The 22,597-nt window shown below is 44.7% G+C and carries 21 protein-coding genes and 3 tRNA genes; 15 read left to right on the top strand and 9 right to left on the bottom strand.

All coding sequences use genetic code 11. The features are described 5' to 3' along the window. From ACKI61_RS10945 to ACKI61_RS10925, 5 genes are all read right to left on the bottom strand, one after another. A partial coding sequence (locus ACKI61_RS10945) for a GTP-binding protein (RefSeq protein WP_407457739.1) occupies positions 1-186 on the bottom strand: 186 nt, incomplete at its 3' end. Positions 187-208: 22 nt separating this feature from the next. Further along, a tRNA-Thr gene (locus tag ACKI61_RS10940) sits at positions 209-280 on the bottom strand. A gap of 45 nt (positions 281-325) precedes the next feature. Next, positions 326-408 (bottom strand) — tRNA-Tyr (locus ACKI61_RS10935). Positions 409-418: 10 nt separating this feature from the next. After that, positions 419-491, bottom strand: a tRNA-Thr gene (locus ACKI61_RS10930). Positions 492-727: 236 nt separating this feature from the next. Next, a complete protein-coding gene (locus ACKI61_RS10925; RefSeq protein ID WP_407457738.1) occupies positions 728-1,621 on the bottom strand; it encodes a hypothetical protein in 894 nt (297 codons plus the stop codon). 91 nt (positions 1,622-1,712) lie between these two features. Between ACKI61_RS10925 and ACKI61_RS10920 the strand changes: the two genes are divergently transcribed. Continuing rightward, positions 1,713-2,123 (top strand): acyl-CoA thioesterase, encoded by a 411-nt coding sequence (locus ACKI61_RS10920; protein ID WP_407457737.1) that lies wholly within the window; start codon positions 1,713-1,715, stop codon positions 2,121-2,123. Positions 2,124-2,133: 10 nt separating this feature from the next. Here the strand turns inward: ACKI61_RS10920 and ACKI61_RS10915 are convergent, their stop codons facing one another. Further along, positions 2,134-2,736 (bottom strand): hypothetical protein, encoded by a 603-nt coding sequence (locus ACKI61_RS10915; RefSeq protein ID WP_407457736.1) that lies wholly within the window; start codon positions 2,734-2,736, stop codon positions 2,134-2,136. A 113-nt stretch (positions 2,737-2,849) separates the two neighbouring features. Here ACKI61_RS10915 and ACKI61_RS10910 point away from each other — a divergent pair, with 113 nt between their 5' ends. After that, complete coding sequence (locus tag ACKI61_RS10910) at positions 2,850-4,136, top strand: replication-associated recombination protein A (RefSeq protein WP_407457735.1); 1,287 nt, start codon at positions 2,850-2,852, stop codon at positions 4,134-4,136. Positions 4,137-4,194: 58 nt separating this feature from the next. Here ACKI61_RS10910 and ACKI61_RS10905 read toward each other — a convergent pair whose 3' ends face one another. Next, the gene (locus ACKI61_RS10905) at positions 4,195-4,545 is read right to left on the bottom strand and encodes a hypothetical protein (protein ID WP_407457734.1); all 351 of its coding nucleotides are present in this window, start codon (positions 4,543-4,545) and stop codon (positions 4,195-4,197) included. Positions 4,546-4,762: 217 nt separating this feature from the next. Here ACKI61_RS10905 and ACKI61_RS10900 point away from each other — a divergent pair, with 217 nt between their 5' ends. Next, entirely contained in the window at positions 4,763-5,716 is a 954-nt protein-coding gene (locus ACKI61_RS10900) for a WYL domain-containing protein (protein ID WP_407457733.1), read from the top strand. 183 nt (positions 5,717-5,899) lie between these two features. On the opposite strand, the gene ACKI61_RS10895 is transcribed toward ACKI61_RS10900, so the two are convergent. Continuing rightward, on the bottom strand, positions 5,900-9,835 hold the full coding sequence (locus ACKI61_RS10895; RefSeq protein WP_407457732.1) for a hypothetical protein: 3,936 nt from the start codon (positions 9,833-9,835) through the stop codon (positions 5,900-5,902). Between the two features lie 55 nt (positions 9,836-9,890). Further along, positions 9,891-11,504, bottom strand: coding sequence for an ATP-binding protein (locus tag ACKI61_RS10890; RefSeq protein ID WP_407457731.1), 1,614 nt, complete (start codon positions 11,502-11,504; stop codon positions 9,891-9,893). Between the two features lie 321 nt (positions 11,505-11,825). Here ACKI61_RS10890 and ACKI61_RS10885 point away from each other — a divergent pair, with 321 nt between their 5' ends. The 12 genes from ACKI61_RS10885 (at position 11,826) to ACKI61_RS10830 (ending at position 22,518) form a co-directional block, all read left to right on the top strand. Next, entirely contained in the window at positions 11,826-12,746 is a 921-nt protein-coding gene (locus ACKI61_RS10885; protein ID WP_407457730.1) for a viperin family antiviral radical SAM protein, read from the top strand. Positions 12,747-13,042: 296 nt separating this feature from the next. Further along, complete coding sequence (locus ACKI61_RS10880) at positions 13,043-13,729, top strand: hypothetical protein (RefSeq protein ID WP_407457729.1); 687 nt, start codon at positions 13,043-13,045, stop codon at positions 13,727-13,729. A 149-nt stretch (positions 13,730-13,878) separates the two neighbouring features. Next, a complete protein-coding gene (locus ACKI61_RS10875) occupies positions 13,879-14,886 on the top strand; it encodes a GTPase family protein (RefSeq protein WP_407457728.1) in 1,008 nt (335 codons plus the stop codon). A gap of 148 nt (positions 14,887-15,034) precedes the next feature. Then, positions 15,035-15,727, top strand: coding sequence for a GTPase family protein (locus ACKI61_RS10870; RefSeq protein WP_407457727.1), 693 nt, complete (start codon positions 15,035-15,037; stop codon positions 15,725-15,727). Between the two features lie 54 nt (positions 15,728-15,781). Further along, the gene (locus tag ACKI61_RS10865; protein WP_407457726.1) at positions 15,782-16,429 is read left to right on the top strand and encodes a hypothetical protein; all 648 of its coding nucleotides are present in this window, start codon (positions 15,782-15,784) and stop codon (positions 16,427-16,429) included. Positions 16,430-16,493: 64 nt separating this feature from the next. Further along, the gene (locus ACKI61_RS10860; RefSeq protein WP_407457725.1) at positions 16,494-17,897 is read left to right on the top strand and encodes a GH-E family nuclease; all 1,404 of its coding nucleotides are present in this window, start codon (positions 16,494-16,496) and stop codon (positions 17,895-17,897) included. Further along, positions 17,873-18,250 carry an ankyrin repeat domain-containing protein gene (locus tag ACKI61_RS10855; RefSeq protein ID WP_407457724.1) on the top strand — a complete coding sequence of 126 codons (378 nt, stop codon included), beginning with the start codon at positions 17,873-17,875 and terminating at the stop codon, positions 18,248-18,250. The genes ACKI61_RS10860 and ACKI61_RS10855 overlap by 25 nt, the downstream gene beginning before the upstream one ends. A 98-nt stretch (positions 18,251-18,348) precedes the next feature. Continuing rightward, the gene (locus ACKI61_RS10850; RefSeq protein WP_407457723.1) at positions 18,349-18,531 is read left to right on the top strand and encodes a hypothetical protein; all 183 of its coding nucleotides are present in this window, start codon (positions 18,349-18,351) and stop codon (positions 18,529-18,531) included. Between the two features lie 452 nt (positions 18,532-18,983). Beyond that, positions 18,984-19,595 carry a hypothetical protein gene (locus ACKI61_RS10845; protein WP_407457722.1) on the top strand — a complete coding sequence of 204 codons (612 nt, stop codon included), beginning with the start codon at positions 18,984-18,986 and terminating at the stop codon, positions 19,593-19,595. A gap of 37 nt (positions 19,596-19,632) precedes the next feature. Further along, complete coding sequence (locus tag ACKI61_RS10840) at positions 19,633-20,799, top strand: protein kinase domain-containing protein (RefSeq protein ID WP_407457721.1); 1,167 nt, start codon at positions 19,633-19,635, stop codon at positions 20,797-20,799. Between the two features lie 40 nt (positions 20,800-20,839). Continuing rightward, positions 20,840-21,526 (top strand): vWA domain-containing protein, encoded by a 687-nt coding sequence (locus ACKI61_RS10835; RefSeq protein WP_407457720.1) that lies wholly within the window; start codon positions 20,840-20,842, stop codon positions 21,524-21,526. Continuing rightward, on the top strand, positions 21,526-22,518 hold the full coding sequence (locus ACKI61_RS10830; RefSeq protein WP_407457719.1) for a PP2C family serine/threonine-protein phosphatase: 993 nt from the start codon (positions 21,526-21,528) through the stop codon (positions 22,516-22,518). Before ACKI61_RS10835 ends, ACKI61_RS10830 begins: the two co-directional genes overlap by 1 nt. The last annotated feature ends 79 nt before the right edge of the window (positions 22,519-22,597 follow it).

The raw sequence follows: 22,597 nt of genomic DNA, 5'->3' as shown, positions 1-22,597 counted from the left end.
CGTGATACCGCGGGCCTTTTCTTCGGGAGCGTTGTCGATTTCGTCGAAACGCTTGGCGGCGGCGAGGCCGCGTGCAGCGAGGGTCGTGCAGATTGCGGCGGTCAGAGTGGTCTTGCCGTGGTCAACGTGGCCGATGGTGCCAATGTTGCAGTGCGGCTTGCTTCTGTCAAAATGTTCTTTTGCCATGATTCTATCTCCAATTAGTGAGAGCCCAGATCGGGAGTCGGACCCGAGACCTCTTCCTTACCAAGGAAGTGCTCTACCACTGAGCTACCTGGGCTTATAGCCCGCTGACGCGCTCTCCGCATCAGCGGGCATTTTATCGTGGGCCGTCGTGGTTTCGAACCACGGTAGGCGTAAGCCAACGGATTTACAGTCCGTCCCCTTTAACCACTCGGGCAACGACCCATTTATGTCGAGCCAAAGATAGGAATCGAACCTACGACCGGCTGATTACAAATCAGCTGCTCTACCAGCTGAGCTACTTTGGCACATCCTAAATTCATTGCTGAACATAGAAGTGTGCCAAATTTAATAAGATTTAGTCCAACTTGTCAATGAAAAAACGCCAAAATTACGATTTTTTTTCATTTTTTCTCATAAATATGTACACACGATAGGCTAAATAATGTGAATAGATTGTGAATAAGTTCAACAAACACAAAAAAGCCTCTTCCGGAATCGGAAAAGGCCCTAAATTATTCTATTTCAGCGAGTTAGGTCAATTCTATTCGGACCACATGTCCTCGAGCGTCATTTCACCCGACAGGAGCGCCGGGCAGACGGCCTTGCGCTGAAGGACTGCCATATCCTCAAGCGTGCTGCCATCCGAGGTCGTCGTGTACGTGAACGACCCCAACGAACAGGAGACATTTATCTTATCGGAGTCATTCGTGTAGTTCGCGCATATCTCGTACTGGGTCGAACCATCAATGCCCGTGTAAGTTTCCGTAACGGTAAACAGGTCCCCTTCGGCAACCGCCTGCATCCGGGCAGACTTGTCCGGGTAGACGACTTCTACCGTCAATACGCCGTTTTCCAGGTTCACATCGCAAGAACTAGCCTTTTCGCCAGAATAGACGCCTTCGACATCCCCTCCCCACTCGCCGGGGAATTCAATGAACACATTCTTGGTCGACTTATAGAAATCGTCGCACCGCTCTACGCCTTCCTGGACCTGACCATTAATAATAGTCTGCATCCTTGCCGCGTCAGTCACGCCAGGGAGATCAAGCACCGCATGGACGCCTGACTCGGTGCAGGTCACCTTGCCGCCCTGGGCCGCAAGTCCATCCCTGGTTTCCTCACAGCCGTCTTCCACCTGGGCCTGCAGGATTCCCGTCATTTCGATATCGGCGACATAACTCGACGCCTGCGAGCCCAACGTCGTTTCCATGACCGTCGTCATCGTGGAGTTGTAGGTGACCAGGTCCATATTCATGGAGATCGTGACGGAGTTGTCAGATGCATAGACCTTGCACTCCATGGCTGCGGCATCGCCCTTCGTAAGGGTGCGGCTGTATTTCAGTTCACCACTGGGCCCAGAAGGTCCGGTAGAGTCGTCGGAAGAGCAAGCGGCAAACACCAAAGCAGATGCAAGTATTGGAATAACTTTGTTCATAGTCATATTCCCTCAAAAAAAAATGTCCGTCTGGAATATAGTAAATAGTTTGTCAAAACATGTGAATTTTACGATTTTGTATATTTAAACCATGGAAACTTGCACTTTTAAGCACACCGCGCGGATTGACGTCCGCTACGCAGAGACCGACCAGATGGGAATTGTACACCACGCCGTCTACCCCATTTGGTTTGAACAGGCCCGCACCGAATTCTTCCGCGCCGTTGGCGCAGGCTACGCCGAAATGGAAGCCGAAGGCTTTGCAGCCCCTGTCTTGGAGCTCTCCGTGCGTTACAGGCAGCCCACCCACTACGGGGAATTCGTGGACATCGAGACGACGCTTGTCCGCGAAGGGAGCCTCAAGTTCCGCTTTGAATACAAGGCATTCGTGAACGGTACGCTCTGCACCACGGGGTCCACGCTACACTGCATGACCAAGGGTGGCCGCCCCACCCGCGACCTGCCCAGCGGTTTTAGCAAACTTGAATTTGTAGAAGGATAACCCGCGATACCTAGAAGATATTGCACCCCTGTTGACACAGTTCCTTCCAGCTTTCTATAAGCTCGCTACGCCCCAGTCCATTGCGAAGAGGCGCACGGATATACGCCTTGTTACTACTGCAATCTGCCGAGCCTTGCGCGCCCAAAGCCTGTTTATACTCAGAACAGAGATCACTCACCATTTCTTTCGAATAATTCTTAATATCGCTGCCACCGACTGCATCTGCAACTATGTTCATATCCATTTCCAGCTTATCAAGATCGGCTATGCTAGACATAACGACGTTAAGCGATTCGCCGTCATACGATCCGAATACATTAAATACTAGAGAGATGCTGTTTCCGTCCGAATATATCTTGCAGGACGATTTGGCCGTCGCATCATAGCCTTCGATCGGGCACAAATATTCCTTTTCATATTCTACGGTTCCCTTGTCAGAGCCAGGCAAAATGCTACTCGGATTTAGCGGAATGGATTCGTCATCGGAAGTGCTATAGGAATCCGCATCGTTATTGGAAAAATGGAACCCGTTAGTTCCGCCATCTCCATCATCGGAACATGCAACCAGGGCGAACGCAACCGCACACGCGGCAAGGGGCATCGTGAATTTCATATTTGTCTCCATGCTGTACAAATGACGCTTTTAAATATAATCTTTTCTTCACGAATCCATACCGGCCCTTTCCCGGATCTACAAAGATTGCGCAACTTTTGTATATTTGACTTATGGACCAGCCGCTCGCCGAAAGATTACGCCCCAGGAACCTCGATGAGTTCTTAGGCCAGAACAAGATTCTGGGCGAGCAGAGCCTGCTTCGCAAGAGTCTCGAAAACGACAGCGTACCGAGCATGATTTTCTGGGGCCCGCCGGGCTGCGGAAAGACGAGCCTCGCCCACGTGATTCGCCAGCACACCAAGAAGGCGTTCGTGGCACTTTCTGCGGTGGCCAGCGGCGTCAAAGAAGTCAAGGAAGTCCTAGCGGATGCCCGCAAGATGAAGGCGATGTTCAAGGACACGATCCTCTTTATCGACGAAATCCACCGCTTTAACAAGGGGCAGCAGGATGCGCTGTTGGGTGCCGTCGAGGACGGCACGGTGACGCTCATTGGCGCCACCACCGAGAACCCGGGGTTCGAGGTCAACAGCGCCTTGCTTAGCCGCTGCCAGCTGATTTTATTTGCGCCCTTAAGCAAAGAAGATTTGCGCACGCTGATTTTTAGCGCTCTCCGCGACCATCCGCGTGGGCTTCAACTGAAGGATGTTGAAGTCGAAGAAGCTGTTGTAGACAAGTTAATCGCACAGTCCGATGGCGATGCACGATTCCTGCTGAATCAAATCGAATGGATTGGCAAGAATCTAGGCGACAAGAAAGTCATCGACGAAAAACTCCTGGAAGAATTCCAGTACAAGAAGCCCCTGCGTTACGACAAGGGCGGCGAAGAACATTACAACCTGATTTCGGCTTTGCACAAGTCCGTTCGCGGCTCGGACCCCGATGCCGCCCTCTATTGGCTGCACCGTATGCTGCAAGGCGGCGAAGATCCGCGATTCATTCTGCGAAGACTCATGCGCATGAGCATGGAAGACATCGGCCTTGCCGACCCGAACGCTTTACTGCTCGCCACTTCGGCACGCGAAGCCTACGATTTTATGGGAATCCCCGAAGGACTCATCGCCCTCGACGAGCTCGCCATTTACCTTTCGCTTGCGCCCAAGAGCAACAGCGTGGAACTTGCGGGAATGAAAGCCGACCAAATCGTGAAGCAGACAGGCACGCTCCCTGTACCTCGCGCCTTCCGCAATTCGGTCACGAAGGTCGGCGAAAAGTTAGGCTACGGAATCGATTACCAGTACGACCACGACAGCCCCGGCGCCTACTCCGCCCAAGAACACCTGCCCAAGCAGCTCGAAGGCGTCGAAATCTATGAGCCCAAGCCCTACGGCAAGGAAAAGCAACTCGGCGAAAGGCTCGCGCAATTAAAGCAGATCAAGCGGGAAAAGAACCAGAAGTAACATGCCGACGCTGGCCCTGAAACAAGTTCAGGGAAACCAGCAGTATGAAACGCAGCGCTTAGTCGCAATGATTGCGTTCGTAAATCCGGTCGATCGCGGCCCCGATGGGACTGTGCTGCACCTTGTCGATTGCCTTCATGGTCTTCTCTTCAGCACCATCTAGGAAGTTCATTACTTTATTATAAATACGATTGCAGCCGGCCTCCCACGAGGGGCCAATTTCTTCCATATAATTGGCAGCGCGTTCCAGGGCATCACCCACCTTCGCATGGAACTTTTCGACGGCATCGGGAAACAGGTCATGAGCAATGTCATAAATATCGTCCATAATGCCGAATAGCAGGCCTTCGGATTCTTCCTCTTCGACTTCTACAGCTTCAATCGATTTGGTGTTTGCATTTTTAACCATAATGTACTCCTTTGTTTTTGAATAAATCTAGCCACGAGCGTTCTTTGCTCAAATAGGCATTATTTTTTTGTTCTACAAGCCGAAACCTTTAAAAACCGCATATTTACGGATTTTGCCCTTTTTATTGAAAAAACGCAAACGGCAACTTCAAAAATGGAACTTTCGTTTTTAGGGTCGATGCATTCCTTTTTTCGCTTGCGAAAACTATCTTTAAGGTATGATTAGCATCTCTCAAAAAATCAAGGTAGCCGTGTCGCACCTGCTGCGTTCGCAGATGGAATTGGACGTCGAGGACTACGGACTGAAAAGCCTGAGCGATCTTTGCAACAGGATACTCGCCCGCTATGCAGAATTTACGCCGCCCGATCCGACCAAAATCGGTACGGACGATACGCTGTACAAGAACGTGCCCCCGCTCCAGTTCACGCTGAACCAACCCGGCGAAAGCTTTGCGAACTTCGCGAATTCCTTCGCCAAGAACGTAGGCACCAAGATTGCGCCCCTTTGCCGCTATTACTTTGAATGCTACGTGAACATGCCCCGCGGCAAGCGAGAATGCTTTATCTTCCGCACCGAGCTGGACAAACTGACCGCCGCCGCGGAGTCCCGCGCCAACGTTTCGCTCACCTACCGCGGAGAGCGGAAGTGCGTTTCGCCGTGCTTCTTGGCGTTCTCGCCGTCGCAGGTGCGGGCATACATGGTGGTGTGCGATGACAAAGTAGAGTGCGCCGCTGCCGGCGAGCGATTCCATTCACTGCGGCTCTGCCACATCCGGGGAGTCGCCCCCGACACCGCAAGCAAGGCGTTCCACTGCCAGAAATTCGAACTTTCACGCCAGGCAGAAACTTTCCACGAACACTTCGACCCGTTTTTGTGCTATGGGCAGCAGGTAAAGGTGCGACTCACCGAGGATGGCGCCAAGCGCTACAACAAGCTCACCACCAACCGCCCGAAAGTGATCGCCAAAGTTTGCGAAAGCGGTTCAGCGCAAGCTGCCGCAACCGCCGAGGTAAACGACGCCGGCACCTACACCTTCGAATGCTCCGAGAAACTCGCAAAGGTATACTTTCCGCAATTCCTGAGCGACGCCGACATCCTAGAACCGCGAGATTTAAGGCTCTGGTTCAAAGAAAAGTTCGAGAAGGCCGCGGGAGTGTATAAGGGCATTTAACATTTATACTATATGTGATGTCAAGTAGCTTCATTTTCAAAATGAAGCCAAATGTAGCTGAACCAAACGATGGAGGATGTATACAGAGGAAAGAAATTAATCCAAAAACCCTCTTAAACCAATTACTGTTTTCTTAAATACGTTTTTCTAATTAAGCTAAACAAAGTCTTCATAATAGCCAATTTAGTGATTTAACAACCATTCTTGAAACATTTTTACCTTAATTCTATATTGATCATTAGGTTCTTTTTCCAGCACCTCTCGATCAACAAGATGTTTGAGAATTTTATTTTCTTTTTCTTTATCATCTAACGCATTGATATCACATTTTAAAACAGATGGCTTATTTTTTGTGTTAATGGCTATATTTCTTAAAATTTTTAAAATCTCACTCTGTGGATATTCTTGTAAATCTTCAGCCTCTCCTGCATTAATAAGATTATCAAATTTATCTTCCGTCAACGCCTGCTCACCCTTCACAAATGTTTGCGCGACATCATAAACATCGGATTCGGTTACCTTTATTATTTTTTTCTCATTCATATAATCAACCAATCTATCGCAGAATATTTGGATATAATATGGATTCCTGGACGTGTATTCAAGTATACGGTCCACAGCGTTCCCCACAAAGCGACTAGAACCATCTTTATCTAAAATAGGTTTCTCAATCAAATCTCTAGCTGGTTCTTTAGCTAAATACGTCAACCGAATGTCTTTAATGACACCAAAAGCATTGCGAGCATAGCCTTCTTTTTTGAAGGACGGCACCACATCTTGACCAACAAGGACCACAGAAAATTGAGCTCTTTCATTTTGTGTAACGGCCTTCCATTGTTTCATTATAGAATCAGAAACTTGTTCTCGCTTTATTGCTGTATACATATAAGTAAATTCATCTATCATAACAACCAAATTTTTATTTTCCCATCCCAAAGTTTTAGAACAGGCAACCTTAAATTTGATTATATATTTTATAAATGTGTTAACCGGATTTTCTTCATCTTCTTTCTTAAATTCTGATTTTGAAGGCAAGTCAAAGTGAGGAACCACGTCTCCTGCGATCTCTTTTAAATCCAATTCTTCTTTTATACAACTCAAAATTTTGTAATAGAAGGAAACCTCCGAAATGTCTTTTATAATTTCCCCCATACTAAAGCTTATGCAAAAAACTTCACCCGTATCCATTAAACTCTTACGCAAATAATTCAACACAGAAGATTTTCCACTTCTCTTTTGTCCATAAATAATAACTTGTTTTGAAGGACAATTGCTAATGGCTTCAACGATATTTTCAATAAATGATTCTCGGCCAAAAAACATTCCTTTTGATTTATTAGGAATCATGGGACCACCATCAGCAAAAACGGCATAGGGATTATTTATTTTTTCAAATTCATTTGAAGAATAAAGTTCCAACGAACGTTGCACCTGTTCTATTTTTTGAATATCACCAACTTTGTACTTGCATATAACATTCAATGAAACAGCTTTTTCTTCTTTAACTTTTTCAGAAACACAAATATCAACTTTGAAAATATGGGCTTCACCACCTTCTATTGGATTTGTGTATTTATCGTCAAATGCCAAACATTTTACATCATCCGTATTTAAAACAGAAATTGTAATTTCGCGAATAGGAGAAGAATTCTTATTCGTTGATAATTGAAATTGCAATGTGACTTGACCATTTTGTTCTGCAACCGTTTCTGACGACAAAAGATCAATATTCAGTTTTGGTTCACTCATTTTTACAACATCGTCGAACGCTTTTTTTAGAAGATTAGAAGTCGTATTTAACAACGGAAGGAACGTTTCATATGATAACTTCGTTGGGTAATTTCTAATTTCTTCAGTAAGCGAATTTAATTGACTACGCGCATATGTATAATTAGAGTCCTTATTTCGAAAACCCGATGCCTTTATAAAATCATCTATTGCAGAAGATATGTTGCTAATAATGTATCCTAGTCTTTTTCGATCCATTTCACAAAGCCAAGACTTATTTTTACAAGCTATCAATGGTTCATGCCACTTTTCAATCATGATTTCAAGATTGCTGTAGTTTGAAATCGTGAGCAACAAATCCCCCATTTGTCTTATTTCAAGATTTAGTTTTTTTCGAGCTTCATTCCATATATTATCAAATTTTTCCATATTACAAGAATAATCTATTTCAAACTTCCATTCTCGCAATATCGTAACAGCTTGATTCCTGTACTTATCATGGCAAAACATTTGTTTTATAACACTTGCCGCAATATCCGTGTTATACAGCAACATTGCCAGCAAATGAAACCATTTTTGCATACTCAAATTTGATGTAAAAAAACATTGCAATGCAAAATTTATGCTCGCTCCACTTTCTTTTCGTAATACAGCATTGATAAGTTGTTCCTGAGACAAGCAATCTGTCAATAAATAATATGCTACCTGCGCTTTTAATTTTTCTGCACTATTTTCAAGAGCAAAGGCCTCATTGTAAAAGAATCTAATAACATCATTGTTGCTTTGTTCAAGAATATGATGTGTTGCCATATCATTACAAAATGCAGCCATTTTAGATCTAAATTCCAATCCATTTTCGGGCTCTACAACTTGCATCAACTTCGCTTCAGTCAATAAATATTTTGCGCGTTCTTGAGCTCGACCTTGAGTATTCTGTATAAGCTTTCGGATTTGGTAAAGTGTTGAAATGTCAAATTTTCTAAATTCTCTCGCAACAGCAGAAATACCATAATAGTCATTATAATTATCTAGAATCGCCTGAATATAAGGACTTATGCCACTAATTAGGGGCTCTTGCATTACTTCAGATGTTTTTTCTTCCGTCTCATTTCTCAAAATTTGACTATTAGAATTGATGATAACATTTTTGAGTTCTTGCGCTCCTCTATGTTCAGAATCTATTTCTAATATATCGTTTAAAACGCTTAACGCAAGTTGATCATCATTAAGTTTATAATAAAGTACTTTTGCTTTTTTTTCCATTAATTGCGTTCGTTGCCATACTTTTAAATTGAATTTGCCATTATCTAGCAACTGGTTGGCAATCCGAAGAAAATTTTCATAATCACCAATAGCGTAATAGACATCTTCAAATATTTTCAGCACAGAAATAGATTTCGTAAGAAAACTTTCATATGAAGGCAAAATAGCTTTAGCTTTTTGAAAAAAAAAGTTCTTTGATTCACTATCTTCGGCGATGGCCTGCATTAATGTTGTAATTACATTTTTTATAGACTCTTCTTTTCTTACATTATTATTTATGCAATTTTCAAAATGCCATAATGCCGATCTATAATTTTTCTTTGAAAGTACATATTGCGCTATATCATATTCTTTAACTAGTTTTTCATACGCCATTTTGACGTTTCTTAAATATTCTTTTTCTTTTTCTATCGCAATATTCTCTCCCACAACGATTTTAGTATGCCAAAGAATTTGTCGTGCAGCTTTTATTCTATCTCGTGCAGCTTTTATTTTATCAGATGTGACAACTCTTAAATTATCTTCACTTGTCAATTCGTGTATAAGCTCAAAAAGTTCCTTTACTGTTTTTCCTCCACTATGCACATAAACCGTTTTTTTCCCAGTTATTTTATTTATTTCATATGAGTAAACAATTAATTTCCCTTTTAACTTTTCTACATCATCAATTTGAAAATCTAAAATATTTTTCAACCTAAATTCTATCAACTCATGACTTTTCAAATCCTCTATATACCCACATTTTTTTGCAAAATCCTTGATTTCACCATTAGCAGGAATTACCTTTGACAAAAAAAACTGATTCTTATTGGTTTCGTATGGACGTACTTTTTGAGGGACAGAAAGGTCTCCCTTTTTCGCGCTTATATTTTTTTTAGAAATTATAATTTCATGATTAGGTCTATGGATAGTATCAAAATGAACGTTTTTTATATTCAATACAATCAATTCAAAATGTGTTATGTCACCCCCATAGAACGCCTTTTCTTGACCAGCTTCAGTTTCTATAACGAGAGTATTTGAGCGTATGTTTTTTATTTCGCCCTTATACAACACTCCTTTAGAATCTTCTAAAGAACAAGTATCGCCAATTCGACATCTTTCTTTTATAATTTTAAAATCAAACATAGCACTTTTCTACAAAAAAATTATCAAACAACATTCATTTCTTACACGAAAAAAACTATTTACTCTTCAAATGTCCTTCATACTCAAAAATTGCATTTTTTATTTCTTGACAACATTCTCTAGCATTTTCTATTTCTTTATCTAACTTATCAAAAGGATTATTATGTGCAATAGGATTTCTCAGTTTCGTTAAAAAACTAAATTTATCATTCCAACACGTCCATTCACCTTTAAACACATATTGATTGAACCATGTATGTTTAGGACGAATAAAAATATCAAATATTTGGGCAGTTAGCGTAAAATCAACGAGATGATATTCTTTCATTACAGGGAACTGTTCTACAAGCCTATCTTTATTTGACTTCAAGTCACTAATATTTTTTTCCCAATTTTCCAACTTAAAGTGCTTATTTGGTGGATTTATTAGTAGCTCTTGTTTTAATTTTTCTTGCCAGCCAGCACCACCATATTGTTTATCCAAAAAATCTTTTACCAAATGACGAAGCATATTCTCGGTTTCCGACCATATAGAAAAATAAGGCAAGTTAGCATAAAATCTTCTACGAAAATCTAGCGTACTATAATCAGAAAAACATACATATGCATAGTCATTCCACCGTGGACCAACTAAGGAACCGTTAAAGATTTTTTCCTTTTCAGCAATTGGTATTTTTCGAATAAAATTATACCGTTCCAATTGTTCGATTTGTTTTGGATTAACATCAAATACAGGACCAATAACAACCTGAATCGCGGCATTAAGAAGATTCTCTTTTTCCAAAGTAGACACAATGCCGTCCAAATTATTCATAAGATTTAACGATGGAATATTTCCCTTTACATTTTCCTTTGTTCCACAATCAAATAAAAGGAAATTAACTACATCCATAAGCCACGGATGATTCCCCGTTAAATAAAAAACATCCGAAATATAATCATTATTGATGGGCCAGAATTCTTGATAACGCGTCCAATATTCCTTCGCATCTTCTTCAGAAAAGACGCCCAATCTCAAATCAGAGAAAATCCCTGCAAAATTTGAAATCGCACCATCTTTTGATTCAATTTCATCAATGGTTTTTCTAGAGCATGTTACCAAGCATAATTTTGAATCTGGATTATACGCAAGTTCTCTCAATAGCTGAAAATCTGCTACATCAAAATAATCCTTAACACTATCAAATTCATCTAAAACAAATATGATTTTAAAATTCAGTATCTTCCTTACAAATTTAAAATATTTGAGAACTAAACTTCTAATAGACTCTTCATCATTCACTGTTTTTAACGGACAAACAACTTTTTCAACAATTTTTTTATATCTACTAGCCAAATCAGAATCGCTATTAGTTTTTATCTCTAATTCGTCATCACAATCCAAAACCATTTTTTTAAAGAAGAGAGTTGACGTGTTAGGCATATTGGTGCTTAACGTCGCCATCGCCTGCCATATAACATACGTATTTTCTTTATTCAGCATTTCTTCATTTTCTTTGAACACCTGCCAAGCTAAACTAGACTTTCCAATTCTCGGAAGTCCCATAATCGCAACACAACCATATTCATCACCCAAAGTACAGGCCTTTAACTTTTGAATTTCTTTTTTTCGCCCAACAAACCGGGAACCTTTTACAATAGAACCATAGCCAGCAAACGGATTTTCCATTTTCACCTCCTTAATGTTTTAACAACCAAAAAACTCTTTTTTGTGTAATATATCACTTTTTCAAAAAAAATGAAAAAAATTCTTGACAATGCCCTGAAAAAAATCTATAATAAGGGTATCTGTGGAGAAACCTGCAGATTTTGGCAAACTACGCTTTGCCGCTCGTTCTTCGGAACGGGATCTTATTAAGAACTACATAGGTCTCTATTCGGGACCGCTTCGAAAAACTAGGCCAGTTGGCCATAGCCCGCTTTGCAACCTAGGCGGGAGGTTAGTTTAGGTTGGTTGAAGCGGTTTCGGGGCCTAGAAGGATAGGATCCCATGAAGAACGCCAATCTCCCCCTTGTCATCAATTGGCATATTACCGAAGCCTGCAACTATAGTTGTCAGGGGTGCTATTCTAAATGGAGCTGCCAAGGCGAAGCTTGGAACGATCCCACGAATGCACGCAAGGTTATCGAGAACATCGCCAGATTCCATCGGAACCTTTTCGGTGAATCAGCTGCACCCTGGCGCCTAAGCATTGTCGGTGGAGAACCAGTCCTTTTTAAAGACAAAATTCAATTTGTCGCCAAAACGGCGCACGCTTACGGCGCCGAGGTTTCCGTCATCTCCAACGGGAGCCATCTAGAAAACATCTTCCCATTTGCCCGCTTGCTTTCGCAGGTTGGGGTTTCTCTTGATTCCTTCTCGCACGAAACCAATCTCAAAATTGGCCGCCATTGCCACGGCAAGACCTTATGCTATGAAGAGATCGCTTCCAAATTGGATACTCTCCGCGCCATCAATCCGAAAATCCGAATCAAGGTGAACACAGTCGTCAATCAGAACAATTACAACGAGTTCTTGGTAGATAAGGTCGCCGCTCTTGGTGCCTCAAAATACAAGATTCTCCGTCAAGTTCCCTTTGGCTGTTGCAAGGGGGTTACTGACGAGCAATTTTTCTCGTTCCTGCGCAACAACTACCGTGAGGATCTTTTCGCGTCAGATGGCGCGCCTAGCCAACACATTTTCGTGGAAGACAACGCAGCAATGATGGAAAGCTACTTGATGATTGCTCCGGATGGGCGACTTTTCCAAAATGGTCAAGCCGAATACCGCTACAGTCAACCACTCATGAGCACGCCCTTTGAAGACGCCATGAAAGAAGTCGGTTTTGCGAAGGAGAAGTTTTTCAATCGCTATACATCGGTCGCCACAGACGCAACCATCGCGAAGATGAAAATCGCTTCTGCAGCATAACCCATAACAACATCATCGTTACTTGGATTCACCCTAACAAGGAGGCCTGAAATGCTTTTGCTCGCAGCAATCATTCTTGGCAAGATTCTTTAGGAATCTCACGCCCCGCTCGGAGGCGCTAAACTCGAGCCCGTTCGCCTACGGCAAAAAGGCTCTTCTATCTAATCGGTTTGCCTGAAACCAGAAATTCGGGCGATATAAGCTCTTTACCGCATTCGCTCTGAAGAGCCAAACCTATTACGAAATCAGGATGTCCCTGATATCGTTTCGCCGCCATTGTGCGGAGGAGATAGAAGATGCTGAACAAAAAAAACACGCGGCACGCCCTGGTTGAAAGAACTCTGAAGGAAGCGGACCAGCCCTCCTTCAGTTCAATCTACGAATCTTGTAGAGAAGAGTTCGAAAAGTCCGCTTTAATCCACTTCAATAAGCACCCATTTGATTACGAGATGGCAAAACTGCCTGATCACAACAAGCGGAAACAGAGGTTTGTTTTTTCGGAAGCATTTTTCGCTCTTGTGGACGCTTGGAACACTCACAATCCGTCAAGGGGGTCCATTGAAACCTGGGTAAGTCGCAAAATTGAGTGGCGGTTTAAGGGACTGTGCAAAAAAAGATATGACGCCAACGAGGCCCAAAAGGCAATGAGGTGCTACGGAGGCGAGGGCAATGTTTCCTTGGGAGGATATGTCAAATACGGCAACGCTATCGTTTGGCGACAGTATGACACCGATAACCACGAACAAGCTTCACCGAAAATCAGTGATGTTGAGATGATGAAAACGGTGTTAGAATCGGTCCCTTCCCAATGTTCCGCTCACAAGATACTAACAACCTGGATTCAAGAAAGGGCGAAAAACCAGGGTGACGTTGCACAAAAGCTCAACATCACACAACAAGCCGTCAGCAAGGCCCTCAAAAAGGTCAAGAAGAAAATTGCAGACAGACGCCAAGTGGAATTCCTTGAAAGTTTAAGGGAATAAACATGGTCGAAAAGCGCCAAGGTTCCCTGCGCATGGGAAAATGGGAACCGCCTCACTTTTTTCAAAAAAATGGTTGTAGAACCCAAAACAAGCCCTGATATAATAAACAGAACCGATACAAAAACACCAACAAGGAAAGGAGTTCAAAAATGAAAAACAATCAAGAATTCATCAACAAAATGGAACACGACATCGAGTCGTCTGCCCTTCCCGAGGCCATCAAGCGCAAGCTGATTGCCAACCTGCTGCTGCTCAAGGGCAGGAAGGTGAACCTGCTCATCACCGGCGCCACGGGTTGCGGCAAAAGCTCCACGATTAACGCGCTCTTCGATGCCGACGTCTCCAAAGTAGGCGTGGGCGTGGATCCCGAGACGATGGATATCGAGAGGTACGAACTCGGTAACCTTATCCTGTGGGACAGCCCGGGGCTTGGCGACGGCAAGGAAGCCGACAATCGTCACGCGAGAAACCTGACGAAAAAGCTCCTTGAGCGCGACAGCGACGGCAACCCGCTTATCGACCTCGTGCTGGTGATCCTCGATGGCAGTTCCCGCGACATGGGCACGTCATTCGAACTCATCAGCAACGTGATCGTGCCGAATTTGGGCGAGGACAAGGGGCGCATCTTGGTGGCAGTCAACCAGGCCGACATGGCCATGAAAGGCCGTGGCTGGGACCGCGAGAACAACAAGCCCGAACCCGAATTGGAGAGCTTCCTCGAAGAAAAGGTGGAATCGGTCAAAAGGCGCATCAAGGAAAGTACGGGTGTCGATGTGGACCCCATCTACTATAGCGCAGGCTACAAGGATGGAGACAAGCCGCAGCGCCCCTACAACCTGACGAAACTCCTCTACCAGATCATCCACTACACGCCCAAGGAAAAGCGCACGATTTACGTGAACAACATCAACCGCAAGCGTGAAATGTGGAAGGATGACGACGAGCTCAAGGACTACCGCAACAGCATCATGGACGACATTGCCGAATCTATTTCGGAATGTGCCGACATCGGTGCCGACGTGGGCGAAAGCCTTGGTAGTTGCTTCGGTAGCTTTGGTCGCGCGGTAGGCCGTTTCGGTGGCCGCATCATCGGTGGAGCTTTCGGTGCAATCAAGAGCTGCGTCAAGTCGGTCTTCGGCGGTCTCTTCGGCTGGTAACAACAGATAGACCAAATAGCCTCCAGCGCCAAGGTTCCCTGCGCATAGTAAAACGGGAACCACCTTTTTTCAAAATATTGGTTGTAGAATCAGGACTATGCCCTGATATAATATACAGAATCATTAAAAAATACCAAGAGGAGTGAAAATGAACTTTTTGAACTACCGTGAAAACGACATTTACCATCGTGTGGGTGACGACCTGCCGCTTGATGTGCTTATTGTGGGCGCTACAGGTGCAGGCAAATCCACACTCGTGAATGCCCTTATGGGTAAACCCGTCGCCAAAGTGGGTACGGGAGTTGATCCCAAAACAATGGAAGTGCGCCAACATTCGCTTAGCAACCGTTTCCGTGTGTGGGACACGCCGGGTCTTGGCGATGGTGCTGCTGCAGATGCAAGGCACAAGAGAAAAATCGTAGATTCGCTGCTGAAGACATACAAGAAGGATGGCGAGCTCTGCCTCTTTATGGATTTAGTTCTGGTGGTGCTCGAAGGTGGCATTCGAGATATGGGTTCGTGCTACTCGCTCTTGAACGAGGTGATTGTTCCCAATATTGAACAAAACCGTATTCTTGTAGCAATCAATCAAGCCGATATCGCCATGAAAGGGACACATTGGGATCCCGCGAATAATAGGCCTGACGCGGAGCTTGATTCGTTCCTGCGCGACAAGGCAGATTCGGTCAAACGGCGTGTTTACGAGGCAGCGGGCGTTTCTATCCGTACACCGGTATATTTCTCGGCAGAGACGGGCTACAATGTGCAGGCAGTCATTGATGCTGTCGTAGCGCAGATTCCGCAGAAGCGTCCAAGTGCAATTTTAAAACGTTGCGCATAGTTCATGTGGAGCGATGCCGCCCTTAACCTCTCAAAAACAAAAGGAGATTTCGTTATGGAGAACAAGAAATTCATCAACATTACCCTGCTCGCACTTTGCCTGTTCGTCTTTCAGGCGGTAGCCTTTGCCGAGGACTACCATGTAAATGTCTTGCAAAACGTCCAGGTGCCCGGCGGTATGTCCTATACCGATGTGGCGTCCGCGTTGGTTCCGTATTCAAGGATTCCTAGCGGCAAGCTTAATCTCAGGTATAATTTTACACTGGATACGGACGGTGAAGATAGTGACAACGAGTTCATCCGCTGTATCATAAAGATTCCTGAAACAAGTTTTAAACTCACTGCGTTTGACGGTGTGCAAACCTTTAAGTCCGAGGATGAGCCGATTTCTGCAATTTCTCAGGGGTATGACTACGCGGAATTTCTCATTCCGGTAAGAGAGGCGTGGAAGGGTATGGTCGAAATCCAGATGACCATCTCAAGTAATCAAGTTGGTTCTGATTTGCCTGTGGATATATCCTTCTACGGTCATAAAAGGACGAAATCCTCCTATCTTCCTTTTACTTCGAAATCCGTTCAGGATATGGTTTCCGCTGGAGAAATAACCTCTGGTGAAGACACCATCAAATATGTCAAGGGCGGATACAACCCGTTCTCTATGTCGAGTTCCATGAAGCACTATACAATTCAGGTGGTTAGGTAAAATGAAGTGCGCCCTTTTTGCCCTTTGGGGCCTTATGCTCTGTCCCCAATGCTTTTCGCAGTCCTTGTTCGACTCCTCGAAAAGCATCTACAGTAATCATGTTCAGCTTTTTGATGCCGAGCAAAGTATTGTAGACGAAAGCCTTTCCATATATAATCCCGACAAGAAGGCTTTTGATGCCGAGAAATCCATCTATGACAAAAGCTTGACGGTTTTCGGTGAAGGGGAAAGCAAATTCGGCGTTTATGAAGTTATCGCTGAAAAGGGTTTTCAGAATATCACCCAGTCAGTTTCGGAAAGTTCTGAATACAGCATTGTAGAGTCATCTGTTTCTGGAATTTTCGGAAAATGGCATAAGACAGTCTTGGCTGCCGACCCGAAAACAAAGGCGGACTTTATCAGGTATCTTGCAGACTGGCAGTGGTCCCAAAAAGAAGATTTCCTGACATATTCTTTAAACCGTGCCGAACAGGAAAAAAAAGTGGCGCGTTGCTACAGCGCGGCTATTGCAAAGTTTGGCGTGGGCACGGCCATTGTTGGGACCGTATGGATTGTTTCTTGGGTGGTCCCTGGCGGGCAGGTGTTTTCGGTTTCCCTGTTGGTCATTGCAAAGGCGACTACCATTGCTGCATTTAGCGGCGGTGCAGTGGGCGGGCTTCTGTCCGCAGGAATCTCGTATGCGCAAGGCAGACGTGGCGAAAAATTACTCTACGAAACCATAAACGGCACCGCCGACGGCTACCTAATAGGGGCTTTAACGGGAGCAGTTCTTGAATCGTATTCGGCGGTGAAAACGTTTTCGAATGCAATTGCCGTCGAAGGTAATGTATACACGAAGTCTAGGCTTGTGTTTAACGCGAAAGGCGTTGAAATTGGCAAGGCGATTCGTTTTGCCGGAGTCGAAAACGCTGATGACATCTATTATGTCGGAAAAAATTCCGCATCGATTTTTGACAAGTCCGGCCATGAAGTTGCAAAAGTTGCCAAGTACAAAGATAATTTTGTCGTGTACAATGACAGGGGCCGCGTTCTTGGGTACATAAAGGATGGTGAACTGCAGTCTTACTGCGATCCGTACAGCCCTGCACTCATAAAGGGGCAAAGCAGGGCGCAGCCTAGCTATTACACAACGGAAGAAGTGAAAAGCCTGGCTAGAGCAAATGGACAGTATAATCCCAAAACCGGAAACTATATAGATGCAATTGATGGTGCAGAAATCGTTGGTACGCCAGAAATGGGGCATGTCGCAGGTCGCGAGTACACAAACGAACTGCAACGAGCCTTTATGAACGGTCTTACGGAATCTGCGTTTAAGGAAAAAATGCGAGACCCGTCTCTTTACCAGCTTGAAAGCATGGCAGGGAATCGGAGTCACGCAAGGGAGGCTGTCAGGCTGACTATTGATAGCTTCCGTGGTGTAAACAAAAAAGTAGGAGATGAATTATGGAACGCATTGTCAACGCGATAATCGAAGATGACTTCGAATGGTTTGTGGAACTTGTGAAGGAAACCGTTTTTAATCAAGTAGATTCAAACGGATTTACGCCCCTGATGTACTGCATTCTGCATGAAAGGCCGCGGATGGTTGATTTTCTGCTTGAAAATGAAATTGACGTGAATAAACAGAATAGCATCGGCAATACGGCTCTTTTCTACGCAGTTTTCAAGTCAAAGGACAAGACCGAACTGATCGAAAAACTGCTAAAAAAAGGTGCCAACATGAACATCGCAAACAAGGTCGGGGTCTCTCCCCTATCTCTGGCGAATTCCATGGCGAATGCCCATGTAAAGGATTTTATGAACAGCTGGAAACAAAAGTGAAACTTTCTCATTTTTTTCAAAAAAAATGGTTGTAGAACCAATACCAAGCCCTGATATAATAGATAGAACCGGTGCAGGTGCACCAAAGGAGATTCACAATGATCGAAATCGTCGCTAAAACAATCGGAACAGAAGTCGGTGCAATCATCGCTAACGCGGTTGCGGAACATTCTGACGAAATCCTCAACGGATCACTTGAACTTGCAGGAGACGCCGTTGAATTTGCTGGGGAATGCGTATGCGATGTTCTCAACGGTATCGGCAGTCTGTTTGATCCGTAAACATAACCCGTAATACGGGTGATAGCGTAACGCTCTCGGCGCATGGTAAACAGAGAGCATCAATCTTCTGTAGGAGAAACAACAATGAAGCAAGTCCTCATGGTACTTGAAATCGTTGCTGCAGCCATCGCCATCTACGAAAAGATGAGCAAGAAAGACAGCGAACGTGCTTAGTGCAAGCATTGCACTCTGTGAACATGCGTGTGCCCCCGCGCTTGGAGAGGGGTGAAACAATCGTAGGAGAAAGACTATGCAAGTCAAAGAAGCGATTGAAGTGGCGAAGACCCTTATTGATGCGGCAAAGCCGATCATTGAGGCGATTCAGGAAGCCGCAGAAAAACTCGGTAAGTAGTGTTGTGGATCACCGAGAAAAGCGCCAAGGTTCCCTGCGCATAGTAAAACGGGAACCACCCCTTTTTTTTCATCATTTTTTTCAAAGGAGCCCTTATTCTATGAAATCTAAACAATTGATCCGCACGTTTCCCTTCGGTTACAGGTGTCTACGCAACCATAACGGAAGTATACTTCTACTACTCCAAACAAAAAGTGCCACCGGCTATGTCTTCGTGAAAAAGGTGCCCCAAAATCACAGAATGCCTCCAATCAACCAAAATGAAATAGACCTTCTTCAATTGGAATGGCGCGATACCAACACTATTATTGACTGGTTTAGCGATGATGCCTGTCGTTATTTCATTACAATGACCACTAAAGAAAATTTGAACCATTATGATTTGACTTTGCACGCCTTTTTTGGCAACGATACTTTTGAAGTTAAAGGTTTTTTCTCTGAAAATAAAGGCGAAAAACACCGTGAACGAGTCTATAACGAAAGATATCTGGAACAAGTTTCGTCTGACTCCTTGATAACGAAATTGGATTTCACAAATGAACGATACGACATTATTTTCCCCGATGATCCTTTATCGCATTGCAGAAGACTCGGTGAAGTCATTGCGATGAACGCCATCTGCCCGCCAGATGCCCTCTCGCACCAACTTGGAAAGACGAACTCTCACAATGACAAATCCTTGGAGAACAATGATGAACCCGACGTTGAATAGGTCCATGCAAAAAATTGGCTCTGATCGAAGGCTCCCTGTGTCCCAAGTTGTCAAGCCAGGCGATGTTCTGCATACGCAAAACCAACAGTCTGTAACGCTTGGCTCTGTATTGGGTGAAGGTGGCGAAGGCTCTGTTTTCAAGACGAATACACCCTACGTGGCTAAGGTTTATAAGCCCGAAAAGACAACAACGCACAGGCTAGCAAAACTCCAGGCGCTACTGCGTATGGGACTCGCATGCCCCGGAATCTGCCTCCCTAAGGCTCTGCTTTACAATTCAAAAAACGAATTTGTAGGCTATCTGATGGAGAAGGCAGAAGGCGTAAAACTTCGCAATCTTTACATCAAGCCTCTTCTTAAGAAGAAATTTCCTCACTGGCGGAAACGCGACCTGGTGGAGCTTGGCATAAACATCTTGCTAAGAATCGGTTACTTGCATTCAAAGGGAATCATTCTGGGGGATATCAATCCGGACAACATTCTTGTTAGAACGTCCAAGGAGGTTTACTTTGTAGACTGCGATTCTTACCAAGTGGATGGGTATCCGTGTGCTGTAGGAATCATTCCGTTTACCGCTCCAGAACTTCAAAAAAAAGAAACGTACAGCAGTTACCTTCGTACCATAGGCAACGAAAATTTTGCCGTGGCAGTCCTACTGTTCTCTCTGATGGTGACAGGACAAATGCCATACAACCAGAAAGGAGGCGAAACCTCTCAGGGAAACATCATCAACATGGATTTTTCGTACCCCCTTGGAAAGAAATCCAACAAGAAAACTCCCAATGGTCCCTGGAGATTCCTGTGGAGCCACCTGCCAAAATACCTAAAAGAGGCATTCTATGAGACCTTCAGCAAAGGGGGTAAATATTCTACCGAAAGTACTCGACTAAGCGCCTTAGAATGGCACAAAAAACTCAACTCCTATCTAGGCTTGCTTGATACGGGAAAAATGGGCGAGCAGGACAAAATGTCGGAAGAAATTTACCCCACTCGTTTCAAGAAGCAGATGGGAGCCACCTATGTCAAGTGTCCCCGATGCGGCGAAGACGTCGACAAGTCCCATCTCTGCAAAGAGGGAATCTGTATGGAGTGTCAACGAAAGATGTGGCTTTGCCATCAATTGAAAAAACGCGCTTCACGAATTCCAGTAAGACGAACCTCTCAAAGCGTATCTCGCAGTTTTTTTAGCTGCCTGTTCCATTAATTCGAAAACCAAAAAACACAAACCCAAAAGGAAAAACATCATGAAAAATGAAAATCTCATGAACCTCGAAGACCTCGAAAATAACCCCTCTACCCGCGTGCCGGTATGCCTCGTTCTGGATACCAGCGGTTCGATGAGCGGTGACCCCATCAACGAACTCAGTGAAGGCGTGCGCCTGTTTTACAACGCAGTTCGCAGCGATGAAACCGCCCTGTACTCTGCCGAGATTTCGGTCGTAACATTCGGTGGCACAGTTTCTCGCAAAGTAGACTTCAACACCCTCGAGCAACAGTCTGAAACGCCCGAGTTTTACGCCAATGGCGGAACCCCCATGGGCGAGGCCATGAACATGGCACTCGACATGCTGGAACAACGCAAGTCCGAATACAAGGCCAGCGGTGTGGATTATTACCAGCCGTGGATTGTCTTGATGACAGATGGCAGACCCAATGGTGATAGCTCAGAACTCTCTAGGGCCATTCAGCGTACCTGCGACATGGTCAACGAGCGCAAGCTGACGGTCTTCCCCATCGGTATCAGCGAAGAGGCCGATATGGATGTGCTGGCAAGGTTCTCTCCGAAGCGTCCGCCCCTCAAGCTGCAAGGGCTGAACTTCCGGGAATTTTTCGCATGGCTCAGCAAGAGTGTGTCAAAAGTTTCCCAGTCAACGCCGGGCGATAAGATCCAGCTGGACGTAGACGGCATCAAAGGTTGGGCGGAACTGTAATGTGGTGTACATTGGAATGCGCCGTGCAAGGCAAGGGCCACCTGAAAACGGGTATCCCCTGCCAAGACAAAACCTACTCCATCGTCAAGGGATCATGCACCGTATGCGCCCTTGCCGACGGGGCGGGCTCCGCCTATCTTTCTCACTTTGGAGCCGAAACCGTTACGAAAACGATTTGCGACTACATGGCAGACAACTTTGACGCCATAATCAACGAAGACGGAGTCTCTGTAAAGCAGAATATTCTCGCAATCGTTGGCGATAGCCTCAATAACCTCTGTCAAGAAAAAGGTTGCACGGTAAAGGATCTCGCTTCTACGCTACTATTCGTCGCAGAAAAAGCCGGGACATTCGTCATTTGCCACATTGGCGATGGAGTCATCGGATACGTCAAAAACGACAAGGTACATGTAGCCTCCCACCCAGAAAACGGTGAGTTTGCAAATACCACAGTCTTTACGACATCGAGCGACGCCATCGCAAGCATGAAGATTATCAAGGGGAACTTGAATCAAATTTCAGGATTCATCTTGATGTCCGACGGCACGGAGGCTAGTTTCTACAATAAACGGGATAAGGTTCTTTCTCCTTCCCTTACCCGCCTAGTAAAGCTAGCTTCCACTTGCGACGCCGGCTACATGTCTCGAATGTTGCACAATACTTTCGAAAATCTTGTAAAGCAGAAAACCTCTGATGACTGCAGCATCGTATTGATGTCGCATTACGCTGATGGGGCTGGTTACAAGAATCTTTCCGAGAAGGACAAGTGCAACATTCTTGGATTGCCCAATACGCGAGCATCGCGTAAAAGGCAGCAAAGCTTTGAAATTGTTCTTGAGGTTCTCCAGACATGGAAAACCTACAGCGCAATAAAAGGTAAACTGCATTGGCGAGGCAAAAAACTGTACAGGGTTCTTAAGCAGCTTACAAAGGCAAAAATTGTTGAAGTTCGCGAGGATGGACACTACAAATCCGTCCTCCGGGCTTTTTAATGACTTTTTCCACTCTGAATGACAAAAAAAGAGTTACCAAGACGTACGGAAAAATTTTTTATACGATTATTAATCTTTT

The organism is Fibrobacter sp. (genome assembly GCF_045601785.1).
Taxonomy (GTDB): Bacteria; Fibrobacterota; Fibrobacteria; order Fibrobacterales; family Fibrobacteraceae; genus Fibrobacter.
The sequence above is the reverse complement of the archived record's forward strand: the minus strand, read 5'-3'. Positions and strand labels throughout refer to the sequence as shown.

What these genes read in the sequence shown, in the direction of transcription:
- ACKI61_RS10905 (WP_407457734.1), bottom strand. Translation starts at nt 4,545, where the DNA reads ATGGTTAAAAATGCAAACACCAAATCGATTGAAGCTGTAGAAGTCGAA.
- ACKI61_RS10920 (WP_407457737.1), top strand. Translation starts at nt 1,713, where the DNA reads ATGGAAACTTGCACTTTTAAGCACACCGCGCGGATTGACGTCCGCTAC.
- ACKI61_RS10845 (WP_407457722.1), top strand. Translation starts at nt 18,984, where the DNA reads ATGAAATCTAAACAATTGATCCGCACGTTTCCCTTCGGTTACAGGTGT.
- ACKI61_RS10850 (WP_407457723.1), top strand. Translation starts at nt 18,349, where the DNA reads ATGATCGAAATCGTCGCTAAAACAATCGGAACAGAAGTCGGTGCAATC.
- ACKI61_RS10910 (WP_407457735.1), top strand. Translation starts at nt 2,850, where the DNA reads ATGGACCAGCCGCTCGCCGAAAGATTACGCCCCAGGAACCTCGATGAG.
- ACKI61_RS10925 (WP_407457738.1), bottom strand. Translation starts at nt 1,621, where the DNA reads ATGAACAAAGTTATTCCAATACTTGCATCTGCTTTGGTGTTTGCCGCT.
- ACKI61_RS10880 (WP_407457729.1), top strand. Translation starts at nt 13,043, where the DNA reads ATGCTGAACAAAAAAAACACGCGGCACGCCCTGGTTGAAAGAACTCTG.
- ACKI61_RS10890 (WP_407457731.1), bottom strand. Translation starts at nt 11,504, where the DNA reads ATGGAAAATCCGTTTGCTGGCTATGGTTCTATTGTAAAAGGTTCCCGG.
- ACKI61_RS10835 (WP_407457720.1), top strand. Translation starts at nt 20,840, where the DNA reads ATGAAAAATGAAAATCTCATGAACCTCGAAGACCTCGAAAATAACCCC.
- ACKI61_RS10900 (WP_407457733.1), top strand. Translation starts at nt 4,763, where the DNA reads ATGATTAGCATCTCTCAAAAAATCAAGGTAGCCGTGTCGCACCTGCTG.
- ACKI61_RS10885 (WP_407457730.1), top strand. Translation starts at nt 11,826, where the DNA reads ATGAAGAACGCCAATCTCCCCCTTGTCATCAATTGGCATATTACCGAA.
- ACKI61_RS10865 (WP_407457726.1), top strand. Translation starts at nt 15,782, where the DNA reads ATGGAGAACAAGAAATTCATCAACATTACCCTGCTCGCACTTTGCCTG.
- ACKI61_RS10895 (WP_407457732.1), bottom strand. Translation starts at nt 9,835, where the DNA reads ATGTTTGATTTTAAAATTATAAAAGAAAGATGTCGAATTGGCGATACT.
- ACKI61_RS10870 (WP_407457727.1), top strand. Translation starts at nt 15,035, where the DNA reads ATGAACTTTTTGAACTACCGTGAAAACGACATTTACCATCGTGTGGGT.
- ACKI61_RS10915 (WP_407457736.1), bottom strand. Translation starts at nt 2,736, where the DNA reads ATGAAATTCACGATGCCCCTTGCCGCGTGTGCGGTTGCGTTCGCCCTG.
- ACKI61_RS10875 (WP_407457728.1), top strand. Translation starts at nt 13,879, where the DNA reads ATGAAAAACAATCAAGAATTCATCAACAAAATGGAACACGACATCGAG.
- ACKI61_RS10855 (WP_407457724.1), top strand. Translation starts at nt 17,873, where the DNA reads ATGGAACGCATTGTCAACGCGATAATCGAAGATGACTTCGAATGGTTT.
- ACKI61_RS10830 (WP_407457719.1), top strand. Translation starts at nt 21,526, where the DNA reads ATGTGGTGTACATTGGAATGCGCCGTGCAAGGCAAGGGCCACCTGAAA.